Annotated in this window: 16 protein-coding genes; all 16 read right to left on the reverse strand. The window is 66.4% G+C overall.

All coding sequences use genetic code 11. The features are described from left to right. Positions 1–20 precede the first annotated feature (20 nt). Positions 21–785 carry a hypothetical protein gene (locus ACOQFR_RS05625; RefSeq protein WP_421379455.1) on the reverse strand — a complete coding sequence of 255 codons (765 nt, stop codon included), beginning with the start codon at positions 783–785 and terminating at the stop codon, positions 21–23. A 63-nt stretch (positions 786–848) separates the two neighbouring features. Next, entirely contained in the window at positions 849–1,136 is a 288-nt protein-coding gene (locus ACOQFR_RS05630) for a putative signal transducing protein (RefSeq protein WP_421379457.1), read from the reverse strand. 43 nt (positions 1,137–1,179) lie between these two features. Further along, entirely contained in the window at positions 1,180–1,764 is a 585-nt protein-coding gene (locus ACOQFR_RS05635) for a hypothetical protein (protein WP_421379459.1), read from the reverse strand. Positions 1,765–1,839: 75 nt separating this feature from the next. After that, positions 1,840–2,889, reverse strand: a complete 1,050-nt coding sequence (locus ACOQFR_RS05640) for an NAD(P)-dependent alcohol dehydrogenase (protein ID WP_421379462.1) — start codon at positions 2,887–2,889, stop codon at positions 1,840–1,842. A gap of 4 nt (positions 2,890–2,893) precedes the next feature. Further along, positions 2,894–4,135 carry a PQQ-dependent sugar dehydrogenase gene (locus tag ACOQFR_RS05645; protein ID WP_421379794.1) on the reverse strand — a complete coding sequence of 414 codons (1,242 nt, stop codon included), beginning with the start codon at positions 4,133–4,135 and terminating at the stop codon, positions 2,894–2,896. Between the two features lie 205 nt (positions 4,136–4,340). After that, on the reverse strand, positions 4,341–5,099 hold the full coding sequence (locus tag ACOQFR_RS05650; RefSeq protein WP_421379464.1) for a hypothetical protein: 759 nt from the start codon (positions 5,097–5,099) through the stop codon (positions 4,341–4,343). 90 nt (positions 5,100–5,189) lie between these two features. Then, complete coding sequence (locus ACOQFR_RS05655) at positions 5,190–6,383, reverse strand: SEL1-like repeat protein (protein ID WP_421379466.1); 1,194 nt, start codon at positions 6,381–6,383, stop codon at positions 5,190–5,192. Between the two features lie 468 nt (positions 6,384–6,851). Continuing rightward, on the reverse strand, positions 6,852–7,694 hold the full coding sequence (locus ACOQFR_RS05660) for a hypothetical protein (protein WP_421379468.1): 843 nt from the start codon (positions 7,692–7,694) through the stop codon (positions 6,852–6,854). Further along, positions 7,688–9,397: an ATP-binding protein gene (locus ACOQFR_RS05665; protein ID WP_421379470.1), complete on the reverse strand. Its 1,710-nt coding sequence runs from the start codon at positions 9,395–9,397 to the stop codon at positions 7,688–7,690. Before ACOQFR_RS05665 ends, ACOQFR_RS05660 begins: the two co-directional genes overlap by 7 nt. Positions 9,398–9,606: 209 nt before the next feature. Continuing rightward, a complete protein-coding gene (locus ACOQFR_RS05670; protein WP_421379472.1) occupies positions 9,607–10,986 on the reverse strand; it encodes a ThiF family adenylyltransferase in 1,380 nt (459 codons plus the stop codon). Beyond that, positions 10,979–11,467 carry a Mov34/MPN/PAD-1 family protein gene (locus tag ACOQFR_RS05675; RefSeq protein WP_421379474.1) on the reverse strand — a complete coding sequence of 163 codons (489 nt, stop codon included), beginning with the start codon at positions 11,465–11,467 and terminating at the stop codon, positions 10,979–10,981. Before ACOQFR_RS05675 ends, ACOQFR_RS05670 begins: the two co-directional genes overlap by 8 nt. Then, positions 11,451–11,906, reverse strand: a complete 456-nt coding sequence (locus ACOQFR_RS05680) for a DUF7665 family protein (protein WP_421379476.1) — start codon at positions 11,904–11,906, stop codon at positions 11,451–11,453. Before ACOQFR_RS05680 ends, ACOQFR_RS05675 begins: the two co-directional genes overlap by 17 nt. Before the next feature lies 1 nt (position 11,907). Continuing rightward, the gene (locus ACOQFR_RS05685) at positions 11,908–12,411 is read right to left on the reverse strand and encodes a hypothetical protein (protein ID WP_421379478.1); all 504 of its coding nucleotides are present in this window, start codon (positions 12,409–12,411) and stop codon (positions 11,908–11,910) included. Between the two features lie 131 nt (positions 12,412–12,542). Beyond that, complete coding sequence (locus ACOQFR_RS05690; RefSeq protein ID WP_421379480.1) at positions 12,543–15,905, reverse strand: UvrD-helicase domain-containing protein; 3,363 nt, start codon at positions 15,903–15,905, stop codon at positions 12,543–12,545. A 12-nt stretch (positions 15,906–15,917) separates the two neighbouring features. Next, positions 15,918–16,553, reverse strand: coding sequence for a hypothetical protein (locus ACOQFR_RS05695; protein ID WP_421379482.1), 636 nt, complete (start codon positions 16,551–16,553; stop codon positions 15,918–15,920). Beyond that, positions 16,550–17,314, reverse strand: coding sequence for a sigma-70 family RNA polymerase sigma factor (locus ACOQFR_RS05700; RefSeq protein ID WP_421379484.1), 765 nt, complete (start codon positions 17,312–17,314; stop codon positions 16,550–16,552). Before ACOQFR_RS05700 ends, ACOQFR_RS05695 begins: the two co-directional genes overlap by 4 nt. Between the last annotated feature and the right edge of the window lie 127 nt (positions 17,315–17,441).

The raw sequence follows: 17,441 nt of genomic DNA on the forward strand, positions 1-17,441 counted from the left end.
GCTGCGGTGGCGGCCGCCCCTCAGCCGCCGTCATCCGGCAGCGAAACCGGCTTGAGCACCGCAAAACTGACCGAGGGATCCAGCGGCGCAATGGCCGATTCGGCCAGCGTCGCCTCGGCGGTGAGGTCGGCAGCGCAGCGTTCGTAGGACCACTTGCCCTGCGGGCAGAAGAGGGTAGGCACCAGGGCCGAGGCCGGCACGGGCTTGCCGTCGACCTCGTCGGGCGTGTAGTTCCAGCGCCTCATGGCCTGCAGCACGCTGCGGCGGAACTCCGCGTCGTACCGGGCCTGTGCCTTGGCGTCCAGAGGGCCGCCCCGCGTGCGGGCCACCAGGTAACGGATCTGCGACTTCTCCATGTCGATGTCGCCCTTGGCGTCGTAGCTGACGTAGGACATGACGTAGGCGCCGATGCCCCGCGAATGGGCCGCGCGCGGATACGGGGGCGGAAGGCTGCGCATCTGCCAGCCGCCGCCGGGCCGAACGTCGAACACCTTGGCTTCGTAGCGCGTCCCGATCGGCCGGAAGCTCACGGCCACGTTGATCGAGGTGCGACTACTGACGGGCCGCCCCGCCACCCGCGCCGGATCGAAGCTCGTGCGTTCCGCGACATCACGCACCACCTTGCGCAGCGCCTGGGGGATGTCACCCTGCGGCTCGGCCGCCGTGACGCGGCCATCGGCATCGATCGACATGCGCACGGTGTAGTACTGGTCGGACGGACGGCCGTCTGCCGCCAGCGCCGGAAGGGCAAGACCAAGCAGGGCGATCAGCAGGGGGGTCTTCATCGGTCGGCCTCCGGGGGATTGCGCGAGTCTGCCATTTACCGGCCAGGCTGTCGTGCCGGGGACTCAGGCGTAGAACTCACCCTCGCCGCCGTCGATGGCCGCCAGCGCGAGGCGCTCAAGCTCGGCCTCGTCGGGAATGGCCGCGCCGGACCAGTCGTGGATCAGGGCCTGCGCCTCGGTCAGACGGGAGTCGTCTTCGATCCACACGCGCACCAGGCCGCCGGGCGGCAGCTCGCCGACCGCGCCCGACAGCGCCGCGCCGAACACGTGCGCGGCGATGCCGGCGCCGGTGAGCAGGTCGGCCACCAGTTGGGCGTCGAGCGCGGAGTCCGCATCGTAGGCGGGCGTCATGCGCGGCGTCCGCGCGACCGGCAAGGCACCCCACGCGCGCGCCTCACTCGGTGCGCACCCAGCCGGCATTGACCCAGCCCACCCTGCACGGGCCGGCATAGGCGCTGGCCTGCGCGCGCGGTTTGGCCACGCCGCAGTCCTGGCCGCGATCGGCATAGACCACGCCAAGCCAGGCCTCGTCGGCCGAGCCGTCGCAGACGAAGACGCGGCGGCCGTTGCCCAGCCGGTCCAGGCGCGGATGCGCGGTGGACGGACCGGCACGCACCGACAGCGTGCTGCCGGCCTTGAGCCCGATGATCTCGCCCGAGACCGGGCAGGCGGGCTTGCCGGCTTCGCCGCCGATCATCACCGCCATCGTGCCGTCGGCAGGCGTTGCGGCCGCGGGAGCCGCCGCGACGGCGCCGCCCTTGGCCTGGCCACCGCGCACGCGGCAATCCTCGGGCGAGGTCTGCACGATGCGGCCCGCGGCCAGGTAGGTGGTGTTGCGGCCCAGGCGCCGGATCTGCGGCGGCAGCTGGCAGCGCACCTCGGCGCTGCCGGCGGCGGCCGGCGCCTGCGCCGGGCTTGGACCCGGCAGGCCCGCGGCGGCCACCGCGAGTCCCAGGATGAATGCATATCCCCTTGCCATGGCTGCCCCCTGTCGACGGCCTGTTCGGTGGCCCCACGATACGCCTGCCCGCGCCGGCCGGCGAACCGGCCCCGCTCAGTCCCGCAGCGTGGCCAGGTCGATGACGAAGCGGTACTTCACATCGCTGCGCAACATCCGCGCGTACGCGGCCTCGATGTCGGCCATGGCGATGGCCTCGATGTCGGACGTGATGCCGTGTTCGCCGCAGAAATCGAGCATGGCCTGGGTTTCGGCGATGCCGCCGATGGCCGAGCCCGCAACCGAGCGCCGGCCCGTGACCAGGGGCACCGAGAACACCGCCGGATCCAGCGCGCCCAGGTAGCCCACCAGCACCAGGGTGCCGTCCAGCGCCAGCGTGGACAGGTAGGGATTGAGGTCGTGCGCGTAGGGCACGGTGTCGATGATCAGGTCGAAGCGACCCGCCACCGCCTTCATCTGCGCGCGCTCGCCCGACAGCACCACCGCGTGCGCGCCCAGCCGGCGCGCGTCCTCCTCCTTGCCGGCCGAACGGGTGAACAGGGTCACGTCGGCACCCAGCGCATTGGCGAACTTGAGCGCCATGTGGCCCAGCCCGCCCAGGCCGATCACCGCCACTTTGCTGCCGGGACCGACCTGCCAGTGCCGCAGCGGCGACCAGGTGGTGATGCCCGCGCACAGCAGCGGCGCCGCACCGGCCATGTCCAGGCCGTCGGGGATGCGCAGCACGAAGGCCTCGGGCGCGACGATGCGCTGCGAATAGCCGCCGTACATCGGCAGGCCGTCGCGCTTGTCCACCGCGTTGTAGGTCAGGGTGCTGCCGGTTTCGCAGTACTGCTCCAGGCCCCTGCGGCAGGCGCCGCAGTGGCGGCAGGAATCGACCATGCAGCCCACGCCGACCGCATCGCCGGGCTTGAAGCGCGTCACCTCGGCGCCGACGCTGGCGACGCGGCCGATGATCTCGTGGCCCGGCACCATCGGGTAGCGGCTGTTGCGCCAGTCGTTGCGCGCCTGGTGCAGGTCGGAGTGGCAGACGCCGCAGTGCAGGATGTCGATCACCACGTCGTCCGCGCGCGGCTCGCGACGGTCGAAGCGGAACGGAGCGAGCGGCGTATCGGCCGCAGCGGCGGCGTAACCGAGGATGTTCATGCGGTCACAGCGGCGAGGGGGTGAGCTTGAGCAGCCAGCCCTGGCCGTCCTTGTTGCCGTCCTCGAGCAGCCACAGCGCGCCGTCGGGCCCCTGCTCCACCTCGCGGATGCGGCGCTGCATGTCGAAGCGCTGCGCCTCGCTGGCGCCGCCGTTGCCGTCGAAGGCCACGCGCACCAGGGCCTTGGACGACAGGCCGCCGATGAAGGCATTGCCCTGCCAGGCCGGGAACTGCGTGCCGCTGTAGATCACCAGGCCCGCCGGCGAGATCACCGGGTTCCAGGTGATGGCGGGCGGAACGAATTCGGGACGCGTTTCGTGGTCGGGAATCTCGCGGCCGTCGTAGTGGTCGCCGTTGGAGACGATCGGGTAGCCGTAGTTGACGCCCTTCTCGATGCGGTTGAACTCGTCGCCGCCCTTGGGGCCCATCTCGTGCGCCCACAGCTGGCCGTTGGCGTCGAAGGCCAGGCCCAGGATGTTGCGGTGGCCCAGCGACCAGGCCTGCGCACCCACGTCCTTGCGGTCGGCGAAGGGATTGTCGGCCGGCAGCGTGCCGTCGTCCTTGAGGCGGATGATCTTGCCCAGGTTGCTGGCCATGTCCTGCGCGGGATCGAAGGCCTGGCGCTCGCTGGAGCTGATCCACAGCATGCCGTCGCGGTCGAAGGCGATGCGATAGCCGAAGTGGCCCTCGCCCGACAGCTTGGGCGACTGGCGCCAGATCACCTCGAGGTTCTCGAGCTTGCCGCCGCCCTGTTCGTCCATCACCAGCTTCGCGCGCGCCACGGCGCCGCCGAGGCCGCCCTCGCCCGTTTCCACGTAGCTCAGGTAGACCATGCCGTTGTCGGCGAACTGCGGATGCAGCACCACGTCACCCAGGCCGCCCTGCGAAACGCGGCCGGTCTCGGGCGTGCCGGTGACGGTGCCGGTGGTGTTCGCGGCCGGGTCGTACAGACGCAGCGCGCCCGCCATCTCGGTCACCAGCAGGCGACCATCGGGCAGGAAGGTCATGGCCCAGGGCGCGTTGAACTTCGCCACTTCGGTGGTGGTAAAGGTGTGGCCCTGGGTCATTGCGGCCGTGCCGGCCGTGGCCGCATCGGTCGCAGCAACGGCGGCGGGCGCGGGCGTGGCGGTGGCCGGCGCGGTGGCGGCTGGGGCGGTGGACGCATCGGCGGCGCTGCGGCTTTCGGTTTCACCGCAGGCGACAAGCAGGCTGGCCGCGATGGCGAGCACGAGGGGCGACTTGAACAGGTTCATCGGGAATCTCCGGTCGGTGGGGAATCCGGGCCGGTGCGCGCGGAAGCGACACAGACACCGTCGGACGTGACGGTGTGAGACCGCCGTGAGGGCATTGTGGCCGGCGGAGGCATAAAGGCGGCGTGTATGGGGGCTCACCCGACGCCGACTCCCGCGCACTTCCGTGGATCGGCGGGCCCCGCCAGCCGGATCCGCTGCTTCAGCCCCCGGCGGCAGGAAGCGACTGCGGTCGCATCACTGCCAGCCGGATGGTGTCGTCCTGCGCCGTCGGCGTGGCGGGCGGCGTCAGCATGTCGTCCGTCCAGAGCGTGCTGCAGCTCGCGCCGCGCTTCACCACGCAAAAAGTCGTGGGAACGAAGACGGTGGCGGGCATGCTGCGGCCATCCACCTCGTCGGGAAGGAAGGTCCAGCGCGCCATCGCGTCCTCGACCGCCTTGCGGAACTTCGGCTCCAGGTCGGCCGCCAGGCGCTGGTTGATGCGGGTGCCCGGTCCACGCGTGAACTGGACCGACTCCACGCCTGAACGGTCGGGGTCGAGTCGCCCCTGTTCGTCGTAGCTGACGCGCGTCCAGATGTAGGCGCTGTACTTCTCACGGAAGGCGCCGGCCGGATAGGCCGGAGGCACGCTGTTAAGCACGCCGCCACCGGCGTTCATTCCGGTGACCCGGGCCTCCATCTGGTCGCCCTTCGGTGTCAGCTGGACGCTGATGTACACGCTGGTGCGGCTGGGCTTGGCGATCCCGTTCACGGTGGCGGGCTCGAACTCCGCCGAGGTCGCGACCGCCTGCAGGGTGGGCAACAGCAGCGCCGGGATGTCGCCGTGCGGCTCGGCCTGCGTGACCTTGCCCGCCGCATCCACTGAGACGCGCATCCGGTAGCTGCGCTCGACGGGTTCATCGCGGGCTTCGGCCGGGAGGGCCAGGACGAGCAGCAGGGCGAGAACAAGTCTGGACTTCATGGCGTATCCCGTCGTGTGTTGCACGAGGTTGCCTGAATATCCGCGGCCGTCAAGCGCCTTCCACTACCCGTTCAGAAGTACGCCCCAGTGTCATTTCGTTGCCTTGCCGCCAGACTCGAGCTCGCCCCCGAGCGCCTCGATGTCCCGCCGTGCCTGGCGGCGCTGACGGGCATTCATCTGCCCTTCGATGAGCTCGAGCAGGGCGGGCTCTTCCTGGTTGCCGGCATGGATGGCCTGCCAATAAAGCACGCGTGCACGCACGGGATCGGCGGGACCCCCTTCCCCGCGAAGGTGCATGACGGCCAGGCCACGATAGGCATGCGAATTCCCGGCGGCGGCGGCGCGCTGGTAGAGCGATCGTGCCAGGGGAAAATCCTGCACCATGCCGTCGCCGGTGGCGGCCATCACCGCCAGGCTGCCCAGGCCCAAGGGGTGTTCCGATGCCGCCGACCGCTGGAACCAGGCCACGGCGGCGGCGGCATCCTTCGCGCGCTCCTCGCCATTCACGTAGGTCATGCCAATGCGCCATTCGGCATAGGGTTCGCCCAAGTCTGCAGCGAGTTGGTACCAGGCCAGTGCCTGCTTCAGGTCCTTCGTACCTGTCCAACCGAACTCAAGGCTCTTGCCCATGTCGGACTGCGCTTCGCGGACCTCGCTGCGGGCAGCGGCCTCGATCATGGCCATGCCTTTGCTGAGGTCCTCGGGAAATCCGCAGTGCCCGCCGAAATGCGCCAGCCCCAGGTAATAGCCGCTGATGGGATCGGCGTCCGGCAGCGCCTGGAGTTCGGTGAACAAGGCACATGCCTTGTCGCGGTCACGGTCCAGGGGCGCTATCCCGCGGTAGAGGCGGACCGAATAATTGATCTTTGCACCGACGTCGCCAGCAGCCACGGCCCGTTCCAGGTAGTTCAGTGCCTTGTCTTCATCCACCGGCAGGCCGAACCCGTTGCTGTGCATCACGAAGAGAAGGTTCAGCGCAAAGCCGCTGCCTTTCGCGGCGGCGCGCTCGGCGAGGGCCTGCGCACGGGTGATGTCCACGTCCCCGGCATCCTCCACTGGCACGCCGTTCACCGCTTCGGAATAGAGCGCATAGGCCAGTGCATAGTCCACGTCGGCGCGCTGCAGGGATTCGAAAGGCGCCAATACCCGCACCGCCTTGGCGAACTGGTTGCTGGCGACGTGCCGCTCGGACAGCTCGATGGCCGCGGTCGCGGGGTCGGCCGTTTCCACCGCTCCGGCAGAAAGTGCGATCAGAAGGAAAAAAGTCGCAGCGTGGCGTCGCATGGCAGGCACTCCGGAAATCAGCGCGAAGTGTGCCGGCGCCTTGCGGCGGATACCAGCCGCCTACCCGGAAGGCGGACAGTATCGGCGCGCGCGTTGCGCTCCTGATGGCGCTGGAAAGCGAGCCGGGGATCCCCGGCTATGAAGCGCCGACGGGCGATGAGGACGTGGTGGCCCGTGGCGTCAGCTGCAGCTGCTGTGGGGAGCCGCGAATTCCTGCAAGTCGAGCCCTTGCAAAATCAACCCCTTACGAGCGCCCTGTTCTCAGCGGATGCAAGGGAGATCCGCGAATTCCTGCAAGGGCGCCTTGCGCTCATCCGAATTCATGCAAGGCCTTCCAGTGTTGTGCGTTGAGACTGTCGTAGCCGAGCGACCTACGTTTTCCTAGCTCCAGCATTGAACGAGCGTGCGTGTTGAGCGGCCGCCGACCACTGGGACTTTCGCCGGCGCGCACCCGCCGCGCCGGCGACACTACCGGAAGGCTGGCAGCGGGCCGTCCGCCAAGTAATCCATCAAATCGGCGTTCGCCACCGTCGCGGAATAGAAGATATGGTCCCACACATTCACCTCGACTGGCGCGATCGCATCGCGAAACCCGGTAAGCACCGCCCGCACGTCCTGGTTGGAATCGCGCAGGAGGCGAGCCTGACGCAACAAGCGCACGTACTGGCCGGTGAAGTAACCCGTGAAGCGCTGCTCGATGTGCAGTTCCCGCACATGGCAAGTCACAAGCGCGGTTTGAGGGCCTGTCAGCCCGGGGTGCGTGCCCAAGCGAAACGTGGGCGTGTCGTAGGGGGCAGCGATCACCAGTTCGAGCACCTGATTAGCAACGAACACGTCGAAGTACGGGTGCAAGAAGAATCGCGGGTTCGCCGCGTCGCCGATCTTGGTGTCCTTGAGCTCTTGGCACGCGTCACACATCGGAAACAAGTTGAGCGGCGTGATGCAGAAATGCGGATAGATCGTTTTGGGCAGGTAATGATCGAGCGTGTTGGGTTTTCCGGGCTCCCCGCACGCCGGGCAATAGTTCAGCCCATGCCGCCGCCGCATGTCCTGCAGCACCGGCGCTTGCACCGAATCAGTCGCCGGCGACAGGTACAAGTTTAGAAAGGTGTTACGACGCGGTTGTATCGCCGGCCACGCCGCAACGTGCTGCGGCGACCCACCATGGGTGTCGTAGTCCTGCACGCGCTGGCGCCACTCGGCAGCGATACCGTTGAAGAACGCGGCGTTGCCGCCTCGCTGACGCTGCGCGATGACATCGGTGACCATCTGCAAGCTGCAGAACACCGGCCGCGGTAATCGCATCACCATGCGTTGCGATCCAGCGCCCGAATTTGGATGACCAGCTCCTCGTTGACCTGGTCGCCTAGCTGATCGAGCAGTTCCTGGCCAGACCCCAGTTCTTCGATCCTATCCTTGATCCACTTCTCGAACGGCTTCGATGCCGCTTTGTCTCCGAACACGTAGGATGAAATGCGCTGGACGTCGCCGCCGAAGGTCTGGAAGGGGGGCTGCTTGATAACCAGGCCGTCGTCGGTCTTCTCGAACACGTGCACGCACCGAGCGGGGATCTCGCGCACCGTCACCTCCGAATGCGTCGCAAGCAATGCCTTGGAGTTGAACTTCGTCAGGATCCGCTTAAGCAGATCAACGAACTGGATCTCCAGCGTTGGGTGCAGGAACAGTTCCGGCTCGTCCACAAGCAACAGGCTATTGCGACGGATTGCACCGAGAACATTGATCACGATGTACGCGAATAATCTTTGTCCGGAACTAAGGTGGACCGGGGCGCCCTGGTGGAAGAACGTCACGCCCTCCTCCAACAGCACCCGATCGCGCAGCTTCTCGTGGTCGATCTCTTCGATGTTTCGAGACGTTATCGGGATGTAGCGGCGGCGGGAGGCGCTGTCGTCGCCCAAGTCCACACTGAGCGGATCCGCGGTTGTGCCGTCTCGATACAGGTGGCTCGTGCGCCGCCGCGGGTCAACCTGCACCGCCGCGAAATCGAATGGGAACGCCACGCGCAAAGTGCTTTCGACCGTATGAACCTTCTTGGCCCAGCCGGGAATCGCGCCGTAGCGCTGATCATCCGCCAAACACTCGATCAGCGCGGCAGCCGAATTGCGCTTGGGAAATGTGTGTGACAGGCGAATCTTGCCCAGGCTGCCCTCGCGTGCTTCACCACGGCCACGCAGTCCGTAGTAGCGATACGCATCCTTGTCCTGCAGGCTCTTGCCCTCGAGGTCGACGGGAAAGGTTTCGAACGGGCTGTAGCAAACCACGACGACTTGGCTGAGGTTGGGCTTTTTCGTGAAGCCGCGCTCGGGGTTCTTGGACGGGCTCATCCAGTCTTCGACGATCTGGTGAAGCACGCGCGACTTACCCACACCGTTGGGGCCAATCAATGCGTTAACATCGTGCGGAAGTAGCCCGTCGCCCTGGAACTTTAAGTTGAGCACCGATTGTCCGCCGCACACGTCGTCGAACGAGAACCCAAGATCCATGACCGAAATCGCCTGGCTGTCCAGGACTTTCCAACCGTCCAGGTAAGCTTTCTGGCTGCCTCTCTCGCGCTGCAGAGAATCTTGAAAGCCCTTGCTCTCGACCAGCTTGAGAGCTCGATGGTCGCCGTCGAAGTTTACTAAATGACTGGCGTCGCGAAGCTCCCTGGCGACGCGTGTCGTCTTGCTGGCGCCGAGCAGGCCCATAAGCTGTTCGTAGAAAGAAATCTCCGACGGCAGGGAAACGTAATTGACGTGGGGAATGGGGAATACGCCATTCCAACCTTCGCGCAACAGGCGATTGAGGTACGTGGCCGAGTTGTGCTCGTCTTCGACCAGCAGGCGAATCATGCCAAGCTCAACGAGCTTGTTCTTGATGCGACACACGACGGGGAAGCTGGTTTTGAACCCGAAGTCGTCCCAGTCGTTGGACAGCAGCTCAAGGACATCGCCAGACATTTCCGGAGGCGAGTTGGTGCGCCGACTCGGACGCCCGGTGTAGATGACCTTCAACGTGCCCCTCCTCGGCCCCGTGGCCGCCTGCATTTCGTCCCGAGATGTGCGGGACCCCTGGCTAGATTAGCAGGGCGTTGGCGGACCTGCGTCGGATCGCCGCGAGGACGGGCGCGCGTCGTATGTCCGACCTTGCCCCGCCCCATAGACACGTTGGATTGCTCGCCGGCGCGGCGGTGTACAGGCAGCTGCGTTAGCTCCAGGCTCGCCTACACCGACGGCGCGGCTGCGACGAGCCCGGGGTTACTGACCGGCCACGGCGCCCCGGCCACGACCGTGCGCTCGACTGGCCGAGCGAGATGCAGCGCGGCGTACTCCACTCGCGCCCCGCCATGACACAGCCGCAGCAGCTCGCCGATCACTAACGCGCCCGCGGCCGCCCCGGTGAAAGGCGTAGCAATGCTGCGCCCGGCCAGGCGCAGTGCCCCGCAGCGATCGCCGCTGTCGGCCAGCAACTGCTGGTAGGCCGCTTGGTTGAAGGGGACTGGATTCATGTCGCCCGGCACGGTCGCCGGGTCCATCCAGCAATCCAGCGCCGGCCGCGAGGCCGGGAACGTGTGTACCGTGATGCCGAGGTAATCCCCGGGGCCGCGTCCGAGGCCGGCTTCGATCACCCGGGGAAAGCCCACCTGCTCGACGAGCCGTCGCGCCGCCGGATTGTCCACGCCCATCAGCGCCACGGCCGGCTCGTCGCTGGCCACTGTGAAGTCGGCGGCGAAGCGCCGTTCGATGAGCGTCGTGCGGAAGCCGCGGTGCTCGGCCCAGTCCGCCGCCATTCGCGTCTTGCGGCGTCCCACATCCATCTCGCGGCTGAGCAAAGAGGTGCTCTTGTTCGCAAGCGAAACCAGATCGAAATCCTGCAGCACCAGCTCGCACGGGTCAACGCCGTAGGGCAGCAGGCCCAAGGTCCACAGGTAGGCCTGTCCCAAGTTACCGACGCCCACCAGCCAGGCCGATTGCGGCAGCACCGTCAGCGCCGGACCAGGCGCGGCCGCCGCCCACGGCACCGCGGGATCCCACAACGACCAGCCGATGCGCCGATGGCAGGCCAGGGGCTGCGTGCCGCGGAAGAACTGAAAGATCTCGCTCACTGCCATCGCGGCAGCGAGCACCGCCGCGGCGACGCAGTTGCTCTGCTCGGCCAGGGGCTCTTCGTCCAGCGGCAGCACCGCGGCGGTCCAGCCATCGAAGCTGGCGCGCACGCCAAAGCCCTCGGCGTGCGCCCGTCCGATCACTAGGCATGGCACTTGGGGATCCCGAGCGCTTGCGCGCGTGACACCGAAGGCTTCCAGCGTCGCGGCCAAACCCGCGGGCGCCGGTGCATCCGGATGCCCACGCCAGCGCGCACGCAGCGGTTGCTCTGGCCCCAGGTAGCTCACGCCGCCCAGCAGGCACGGCAACGCGGTCGCAGCGGCCGTGAGCAGGGCGGCCTGCGCCATCTCACCTAGGTCGGGACCAAAGACCAGCTGCACGCGATAGCGCGCAAAGATCGCCAGCGCTTCGGCCTCGGAGGCCGCCTCGCCGGTGTCCAGCACCATCTTGAGAACGCGGCTCAGGCGCTCGCCCAGCTCCTCCATCGACTCACTCATGGTCATCCTCCAACACCAAGAAACGGCGGCCGATCTCACCCACCGCCTGCCATTGGTGGTCGCCTTCGTAGACGTACACGCCCACCGACCAGCGGCGGATTCGCGGCCGCGCAAAGTTGGGCAAGATGATTGCGACGTGGCCGCGCGTGGCGATCAGCGGGTTCTGCCGGTCGATGCGGCTTTGTCGGGCGCTGTGCGGGTGCACGTGCACATCACCCACCACCTGCACGCCGCGCTGGCGCACAATCGCCCACAGGCGACGAAACGCCGCCGCGGGCAACTCCACGACGCCGCCGGCGTGCACCTCCGGGTGCAGGTCATCGAAATACAGCACATCGCGGACACGACGGCCGTTCTCGGTCATCTGCCCGAGCAGGAAGGCGCCCGATTCGTGGGTCTCCCCGCATGTGCGTGCGTGCAACTGCGCTACCAGCCCGTCCCACAATCTGCGTGGCATTCGCAGTTCACTGGGCGCGGGCATAGTCAGGCGACCCCAGCAGGTCGGACACGACCCGCACGTAACGGTGGATGCCCATGGCCGGATCCCACAGCATCGACGGATGCTGCTGACGCCAGGCCTCGTGGCCTTGGATCGCGATGCGATCGCAGGGGATGTACAGTGCGCTGGCGTTCCAGTTCGGGTTGAAGGCGGCGTTGACTCGCTCGTGGCCGCGCGGCCACCGCGCCGACGACAGGGCGGCGTTAGCCTCGCCATCCCACGGCTGGGCCGTGGGCGCGTTACGCGGGTAGTTGGTCAGCTCGAAGCGCAGCAGCAGCTGGCTGCCGTCGCCGGCACGCACCCAAATCAGTGCGTGCGGCCAGACAATCGAGTCCAGTCCCCAACGGCCCGAAAACGAGCCGTTGAGGAACGCCCCGGAGTTGACGTCGGCCTCGAAGGCCTGTTGGTCCAAGGACGTCATGTCAGCCCTCCACCCGCTTGAAGGGCACCAGGTCGAAGGCCACCGCGCACAGCGTACCATCGGTCAGCGTGCCGATCTGCGTGTCCGAGTCGGGGCGCTCATCGCCACCTTCGAGCTCAAGCACGTGCTCGGCCGCGTCGCGCGGCGACATCTCGAAGGCGTTGTGCGTCGCCCACTGGTGCACGTGGCCCACGCGCGTCACCGGCGGGAAGTCGCGCGACTTGGTCACCCCGTTGAAGGTGACGTTGACGCTGACGCGCCGGCAGCGCCCCTTGTGCAAGCGCACCAGCGCCGGCACGCCCTCGCCCTTTCCGGACACCAGCGCCTGCACCGGCGTCTTTAGCGTGACCGGGCCGTCGTGATCCTCGGCGTGGATGAGGTCCTGCCCGATGTCGATGACGCCCAGCGCCTTGAACACCTCGCCCACCGTCTGCTGGCCCATCACGTCGCCGACCAGCACCTGAGCAGTGCCCCCGCGCTGCAATACAATTTTGATGTTTTTCACGCAACACCACCTTTGTGTGTGATTCGTCGTTGGGGAATTCCAACGCCGTCACACAGCTAGTCGCATGGTGCGAGAAAAAACCGGAAGGCTATTTTGAAAGTCGCCAGAGGCGGCGGCCAGGCACCCTCGAATCAGGATGCCAACGCACCCGCCGGAATCGCCGGGCACAAAAAGAAGAAGGGGCAACGCGGGCATTGGTCGCCCATTTTCGGCGGGAAATCGCCGGCCGCGATGGCCGCGGCGATATTTCGCACCTCGGCCACGCTGCCGTCGAGCTGCTTGCCTGTGATATCCAGATCGACGGCGTCGTCCGAGCCCAGATAGTGGTATTGCAGCCGCGCGCCTTGGCCGTAGAGCTTCCGGCCTGCGAGCAAGCGTAATGTTTCGGGCAGCTCCACCTTTATCTTCTTCGGGCGACGCCCGGTCTTGTACCGGCGTACCAAGCCTCCGTTTCCGGGCTCGGCCTGTTCCAGTTCCACGCGCACGCGCACGCCGCCCACGTCCATTTCCACCGGCTGTGAGGTAGCCCCCGGGGCGCGCAAGTGTTCTTGCGCCTTGGTGAGCAGACGGACGGCGACGTTTTTGTAGACCGGCGCAAACGGATGATCGCCCGGGCCTTTGGTGGCCCACACTTGTTCGAGTTGCGGCCAATACTCCTCCAGCGGCACATCGCGCGTTTTCCGCTGCTGGAGGGCCCACGACAGCACGGCGTAAACCGAGCGATGAAAGCGAGCGTATCCATCATCATCGCCGCCGGCGTGCAGACCCAAGCTTCGCGAGTAAGCGTATTTGCGCGGGCAACGCTCGTACTCATCGAGCTCGCGTGACTCGTGTAAATCCGGCTCGAGCTTGAGCTCCGGGCGCGCCGGAAAGTCATCGGCGATCGCCAAGGGGGCGGCTTGTGACGTGTCAATTTGCGTCACCTTCCCCATGATGGCCGGCAAGAACTTAGATTCGGAGGAATTGCGCGAACCCAGTTTTTGTGACCTCGACAAGTGCACATGATCGCGTGCGCGAGAAAGCGCCACATAAAACAAGCTTTCTTCCTCAAATCGATCGCTGACATCCTCCGCCCGCACCATGCCTGTGGGCGGTGGGCAGGCGACGTAGCCACCTGACTTTGGAAAATTACCGGCGGCCAGGTACGGCACATACACCACCGGAAACTCCAAACCCTTGCTGGCGTGCACGGTCATCAGCCGCACCGCGTCGATCGAGGCGGCAGCTGCCGGCAACTCCCGAAGCGCCCGCTCTTCGCCGAACTGCTCCAGGCGCCGGATCCAGCGCAGCAAGTTCTTCTTGGAGTTTCCCTTGCGCGGGTCGAAATGCTCCGCGGCGAACTGCAGGAGCTGGAAGACGGCCAGGCGGCGTTGCTGCGCAGCGCTGCCCTCCCCTTCTAGCAGTTCATCGATCAGGGCGCGACGCTCGAACAGTACGTGATGGAGAACTTGCGGAACGGTCGATTCGAACGACACGCCGGCCAGATCATCGCGCAGGCGCTCCAGGGCGGTGCGCCCGGCCGGCGAGCACGCGGCGACGGCCGCGGGGTCTGACAACGCCGCCAGCGGCATGCGCTGGGCCGCACGCGCGTGCTGCAAGAAGGTGCGCACGTCCTCCAGTGGCATGCCGTAGGCGCCGGTGGCCGCCAGCCGCAGCAAGGCGCCGCGGCTGGGTTCGGCCACGAACGAAATCATCGCCAACAAATCGCGCACTTCGGCGCGCTCGAAGATGTCTCCAAGATACATCGACGGCACGCCCAACGCCTGCAAACGCACGGCGATGCGCTCGGCATGGGTATGAGTTCGCACGATGATGGCCTGGTCGCGGTAAGCCACGCCTTGCTGGCGGTGAGCCTCGATCGCCTGCGCGATGGCACTGACTTCCGAATCCAGATCCGGTGCGATCAGCAGCTGGGGGCGATGGCCTTCCCCGCGATCGGCTTTGAGCTGCGTGGCCGCGCGCCAGACCGGATCGTCCAGGCTTCGGGCAAAGGTCGTGTAGGCATCGATGATGCGTTGCCCAGAGCGGTAGTTGCACTCCAGCGGCAACACCTTTGCCCCGGGGTATTCGGTGGTGAACAGACGCATGTTGCCCGGCGATGCGCCGCGGAACCGGTAGATCGCCTGGCGCACATCACCGACCACCCACAAGCGCTTGCCCTCGCCCGCGAGCAACTTCAGCAGGCGCGAGCTGGCGCGGTTGACGTCCTGGTATTCGTCGACGAGCACGTGGGCGAACTGGCCGCGGACCGCGGCCAGTATCTCGGGGTGCTCTTCCAGCAGGCGGATGGCGCGCCAGATCAGGTCGCCGAAGTCCACCGCCCCCGCTTCTTCGAGCATCGACTCGTAGCGGGCATAGACCCGCGCTACCTCGTCGGCCCGCTCGGCCGCTTCGCGTTCGGCATCGGTTTGCGCGGTCTGGGCCATTTTCGCCGCCAACGCGGCGTATTGCGCCGGCGTGCACAGTTCATCCTTTGCGCGCGAGATCGCGCCCAGCACCGGCTGGATCTGGGCGAGCGGATCGTTCAGGCGCAGGTAGTAGTGCAGCTCCAGGCTGGGCAGCACCGCTTCCAGGCGCTCGAGGGCGTCGGCCGGATCTACCACGCGCACCGGCTCGGGCAGGCCTGCTGGGGCGGCGTTCTTGCGCAACAATTCCAGGCCGAAGGCGTGGAACGTCCCGGCCCACAACTCGTTCGCGGCCGGGACGGTGCGTGCGATGCGCTCTTTGATCTCGCGTGCCGCCTTGTTGGAGAAGGTCAGCGCCAAGATCGAACGTGGATCGGCGTCCTCCTTGAGCAGATGCTCGATGCGCCCAATCAGCGTGCGCGTCTTGCCCGTGCCAGGCCCGGCCTCCACCAGCGCCGGGGTGCCCACGTGGTGGGCGGCGACGCGCTGCGAGGCATCCAGTTCCGCGAGCGTTTTGTCCGGTTGCACAGGGGGCGGATCGGGAACCAGCAAGGCGTACTGCAGCTGCTGGTAGACCAAACCCGGAGCGATTCCAAGCTCCTTGGCGATTTTCGAGGCAGCCCACTGCCGCTCGACGAACAGCTGTCGGGCCAGGTCGACCGGCAACAAGAATTCACGCGCGAACACGTTGGCATAGCGCTCGCGAATCTCCAGCGCGCTATAGGCTTCCACGCGCCCGGTGCCCAAGGGCGTGGCCTGCTCAGGCCCTTCGGGGTCAACATCGAAGCTCACCAGCACCGGATCGGCGGGCGATTCGATCACCCAATGACCGAACTCGTGGGCCTGGACGAACGCCTTCGCTTCCGTGTCCAGCGCGGCCGAAACGATGATGCGCTGACTCTTGCGTTGCAGCGCGCCCATGCCACCCCCGAGCAAGGGGTAGTCGGCGGGAACGTGCAAGACGGTGAGTTCGGCATCGTCCATCGCCGCCTTCAATAACTGATCGGCGGCATGGCCACAGCTTGTCTTGTGCTGCAGACGCTGGCGCACCTGTTGCGCCTTTAGCCGAACCGAAGTGAACGCATCCATGGCGAGCAGGCTCTAGAGTGTCTCACGAAGCCATTGCTGCTTGGCTTCGTCCGACAGTGTGGAATTCTCGACGGCCTGCTTGAACGTCCAGCGCGTGCTCGTGGGTGCTTTGGCCGCCGAGCGCGCCAGGACCACTCGCCGGTTACTTTGAAACAACCAGGCGCTGACGGCCTCCACGCTCTCGTTGAGCGCGCAAGAAAAGGCGTTGAGCAGACGTTGAGGCACCGGCGGCAAGATCATGTGCTCCTCAAACAGAGCCAGGATTGACTCGTCGATCCCCAGGCTCATCGTCCACGCGGCCTGTTGGCCGCGCGCACGGAACGCCGCCTCCACGCGCTGGATCTGGTCACGTGTCGCGCCGGCCGATCGCACTGGCGCCGCTGCGGCCGCTGCTCCGAAGTGATCTTGCTTTTGGCTCACCCGCTGCAGGTGGCTCATGGTGTTGCTCACCAAGTGGTCTTCCTCCTCCGCGGCCAGCGGCTCGCTGCCGACCAGCACCGTCGCCGCCCATTCAAGGGCAAATTCGACGATCTCCTTCTCGAGCTGAGGGTACTTTTCGGTCCATTCGTCCACCAAGGTCTTGGACGGACGGTCTGCCGCTGCGGCGAAGGCCCCGAGGACGTTGTCGAGAGTATTCTTGTGGCTCATAGATCTTTCCTTTCACCAAGCGCTTTGGCGACCTTGCCGACCCACTCGCGAACGGTGCGATCGGAGACGCCCAGCTGCTGTGCAATTTTGGGTTGGGTTCGTTGCAGCACGCGCCAGAGCAAGTACGCTTCGACGGCCTTTTTGGGCAGATCGGACAGGCGGCGCTGGAGGGCTTCGAGTTCTTCGCGGGCCAGGGCACGGGCTTCGGGCTCGAACTCCACGTCCGGCGGATCGCGGTCAGCCTCGATCAACTTGCCTTCGCTGTCGTAGTTCTGGTCGAGATTTTCCAGAGCCAGCTCGAGGTTGCGCGCCCAGGGGTGGTGCCGCGAGCGCATGGCATCGATCGAACGAGCCAGTAGGTACGAAGAGAAGCGTCGGATGCCATACTCCAAGCCCGGATCCTTGCGTTCTACGCTCTTAAGCACGCTCTCGAAGATCAGCTGCTGGTGATCGAGCAGGTCGTCATCGGAGATGCCGTACAACCGGCGCATGCGGGAGGCTATCATCGGGGTGGCGGCCTTGACCAAGGCCTCGAACGCCGCCCAGTGAAGCTCCATGTCTCCGGCGTCATGGCCTGCACATACGCTGTAAAGCAACGCTTCGGCCCGCAAATCTTTATCTCGTGCCGCTTGCTTGAGGCGGGCCAGTCGCTGATCGCGGCTAAGCGCTTCAAGCGCGTCGATTTGGCTTACCACTTCGGGGAGTCGGCCCTGGGGCGGCTTCCCTAGTTCGATGTCGGGTGGTTCTAGGTCAGCTTTCATGCGGCTATTTTCCTCCAGGCTTCCCGACCTCTTCGAATGCAAGACCGGACCATCCGATCTGATGCCTTACGCGGTAGCGGTAGGCCCAGGGGCCAGCGTCGAACGCGCAATGGGGTCGTTACCCCTT

The sequence above is a fragment of the Arenimonas sp. MALMAid1274 genome, assembly GCF_049195245.1.
In the GTDB taxonomy this organism is placed as follows: domain Bacteria; phylum Pseudomonadota; class Gammaproteobacteria; order Xanthomonadales; family Xanthomonadaceae; genus Arenimonas.

What these genes read in the sequence shown, in the direction of transcription:
- ACOQFR_RS05660 (WP_421379468.1), bottom strand. Translation starts at nt 7,694, where the DNA reads ATGGTGATGCGATTACCGCGGCCGGTGTTCTGCAGCTTGCAGATGGTC.
- ACOQFR_RS05625 (WP_421379455.1), bottom strand. Translation starts at nt 785, where the DNA reads ATGAAGACCCCCCTGCTGATCGCCCTGCTTGGTCTTGCCCTTCCGGCG.
- ACOQFR_RS05640 (WP_421379462.1), bottom strand. Translation starts at nt 2,889, where the DNA reads ATGAACATCCTCGGTTACGCCGCCGCTGCGGCCGATACGCCGCTCGCT.
- ACOQFR_RS05655 (WP_421379466.1), bottom strand. Translation starts at nt 6,383, where the DNA reads ATGCGACGCCACGCTGCGACTTTTTTCCTTCTGATCGCACTTTCTGCC.
- ACOQFR_RS05650 (WP_421379464.1), bottom strand. Translation starts at nt 5,099, where the DNA reads ATGAAGTCCAGACTTGTTCTCGCCCTGCTGCTCGTCCTGGCCCTCCCG.
- ACOQFR_RS05670 (WP_421379472.1), bottom strand. Translation starts at nt 10,986, where the DNA reads ATGAGTGAGTCGATGGAGGAGCTGGGCGAGCGCCTGAGCCGCGTTCTC.
- ACOQFR_RS05690 (WP_421379480.1), bottom strand. Translation starts at nt 15,905, where the DNA reads ATGGATGCGTTCACTTCGGTTCGGCTAAAGGCGCAACAGGTGCGCCAG.
- ACOQFR_RS05695 (WP_421379482.1), bottom strand. Translation starts at nt 16,553, where the DNA reads ATGAGCCACAAGAATACTCTCGACAACGTCCTCGGGGCCTTCGCCGCA.
- ACOQFR_RS05700 (WP_421379484.1), bottom strand. Translation starts at nt 17,314, where the DNA reads ATGAAAGCTGACCTAGAACCACCCGACATCGAACTAGGGAAGCCGCCC.
- ACOQFR_RS05635 (WP_421379459.1), bottom strand. Translation starts at nt 1,764, where the DNA reads ATGGCAAGGGGATATGCATTCATCCTGGGACTCGCGGTGGCCGCCGCG.
- ACOQFR_RS05630 (WP_421379457.1), bottom strand. Translation starts at nt 1,136, where the DNA reads ATGACGCCCGCCTACGATGCGGACTCCGCGCTCGACGCCCAACTGGTG.
- ACOQFR_RS05680 (WP_421379476.1), bottom strand. Translation starts at nt 11,906, where the DNA reads ATGACGTCCTTGGACCAACAGGCCTTCGAGGCCGACGTCAACTCCGGG.
- ACOQFR_RS05675 (WP_421379474.1), bottom strand. Translation starts at nt 11,467, where the DNA reads ATGCCCGCGCCCAGTGAACTGCGAATGCCACGCAGATTGTGGGACGGG.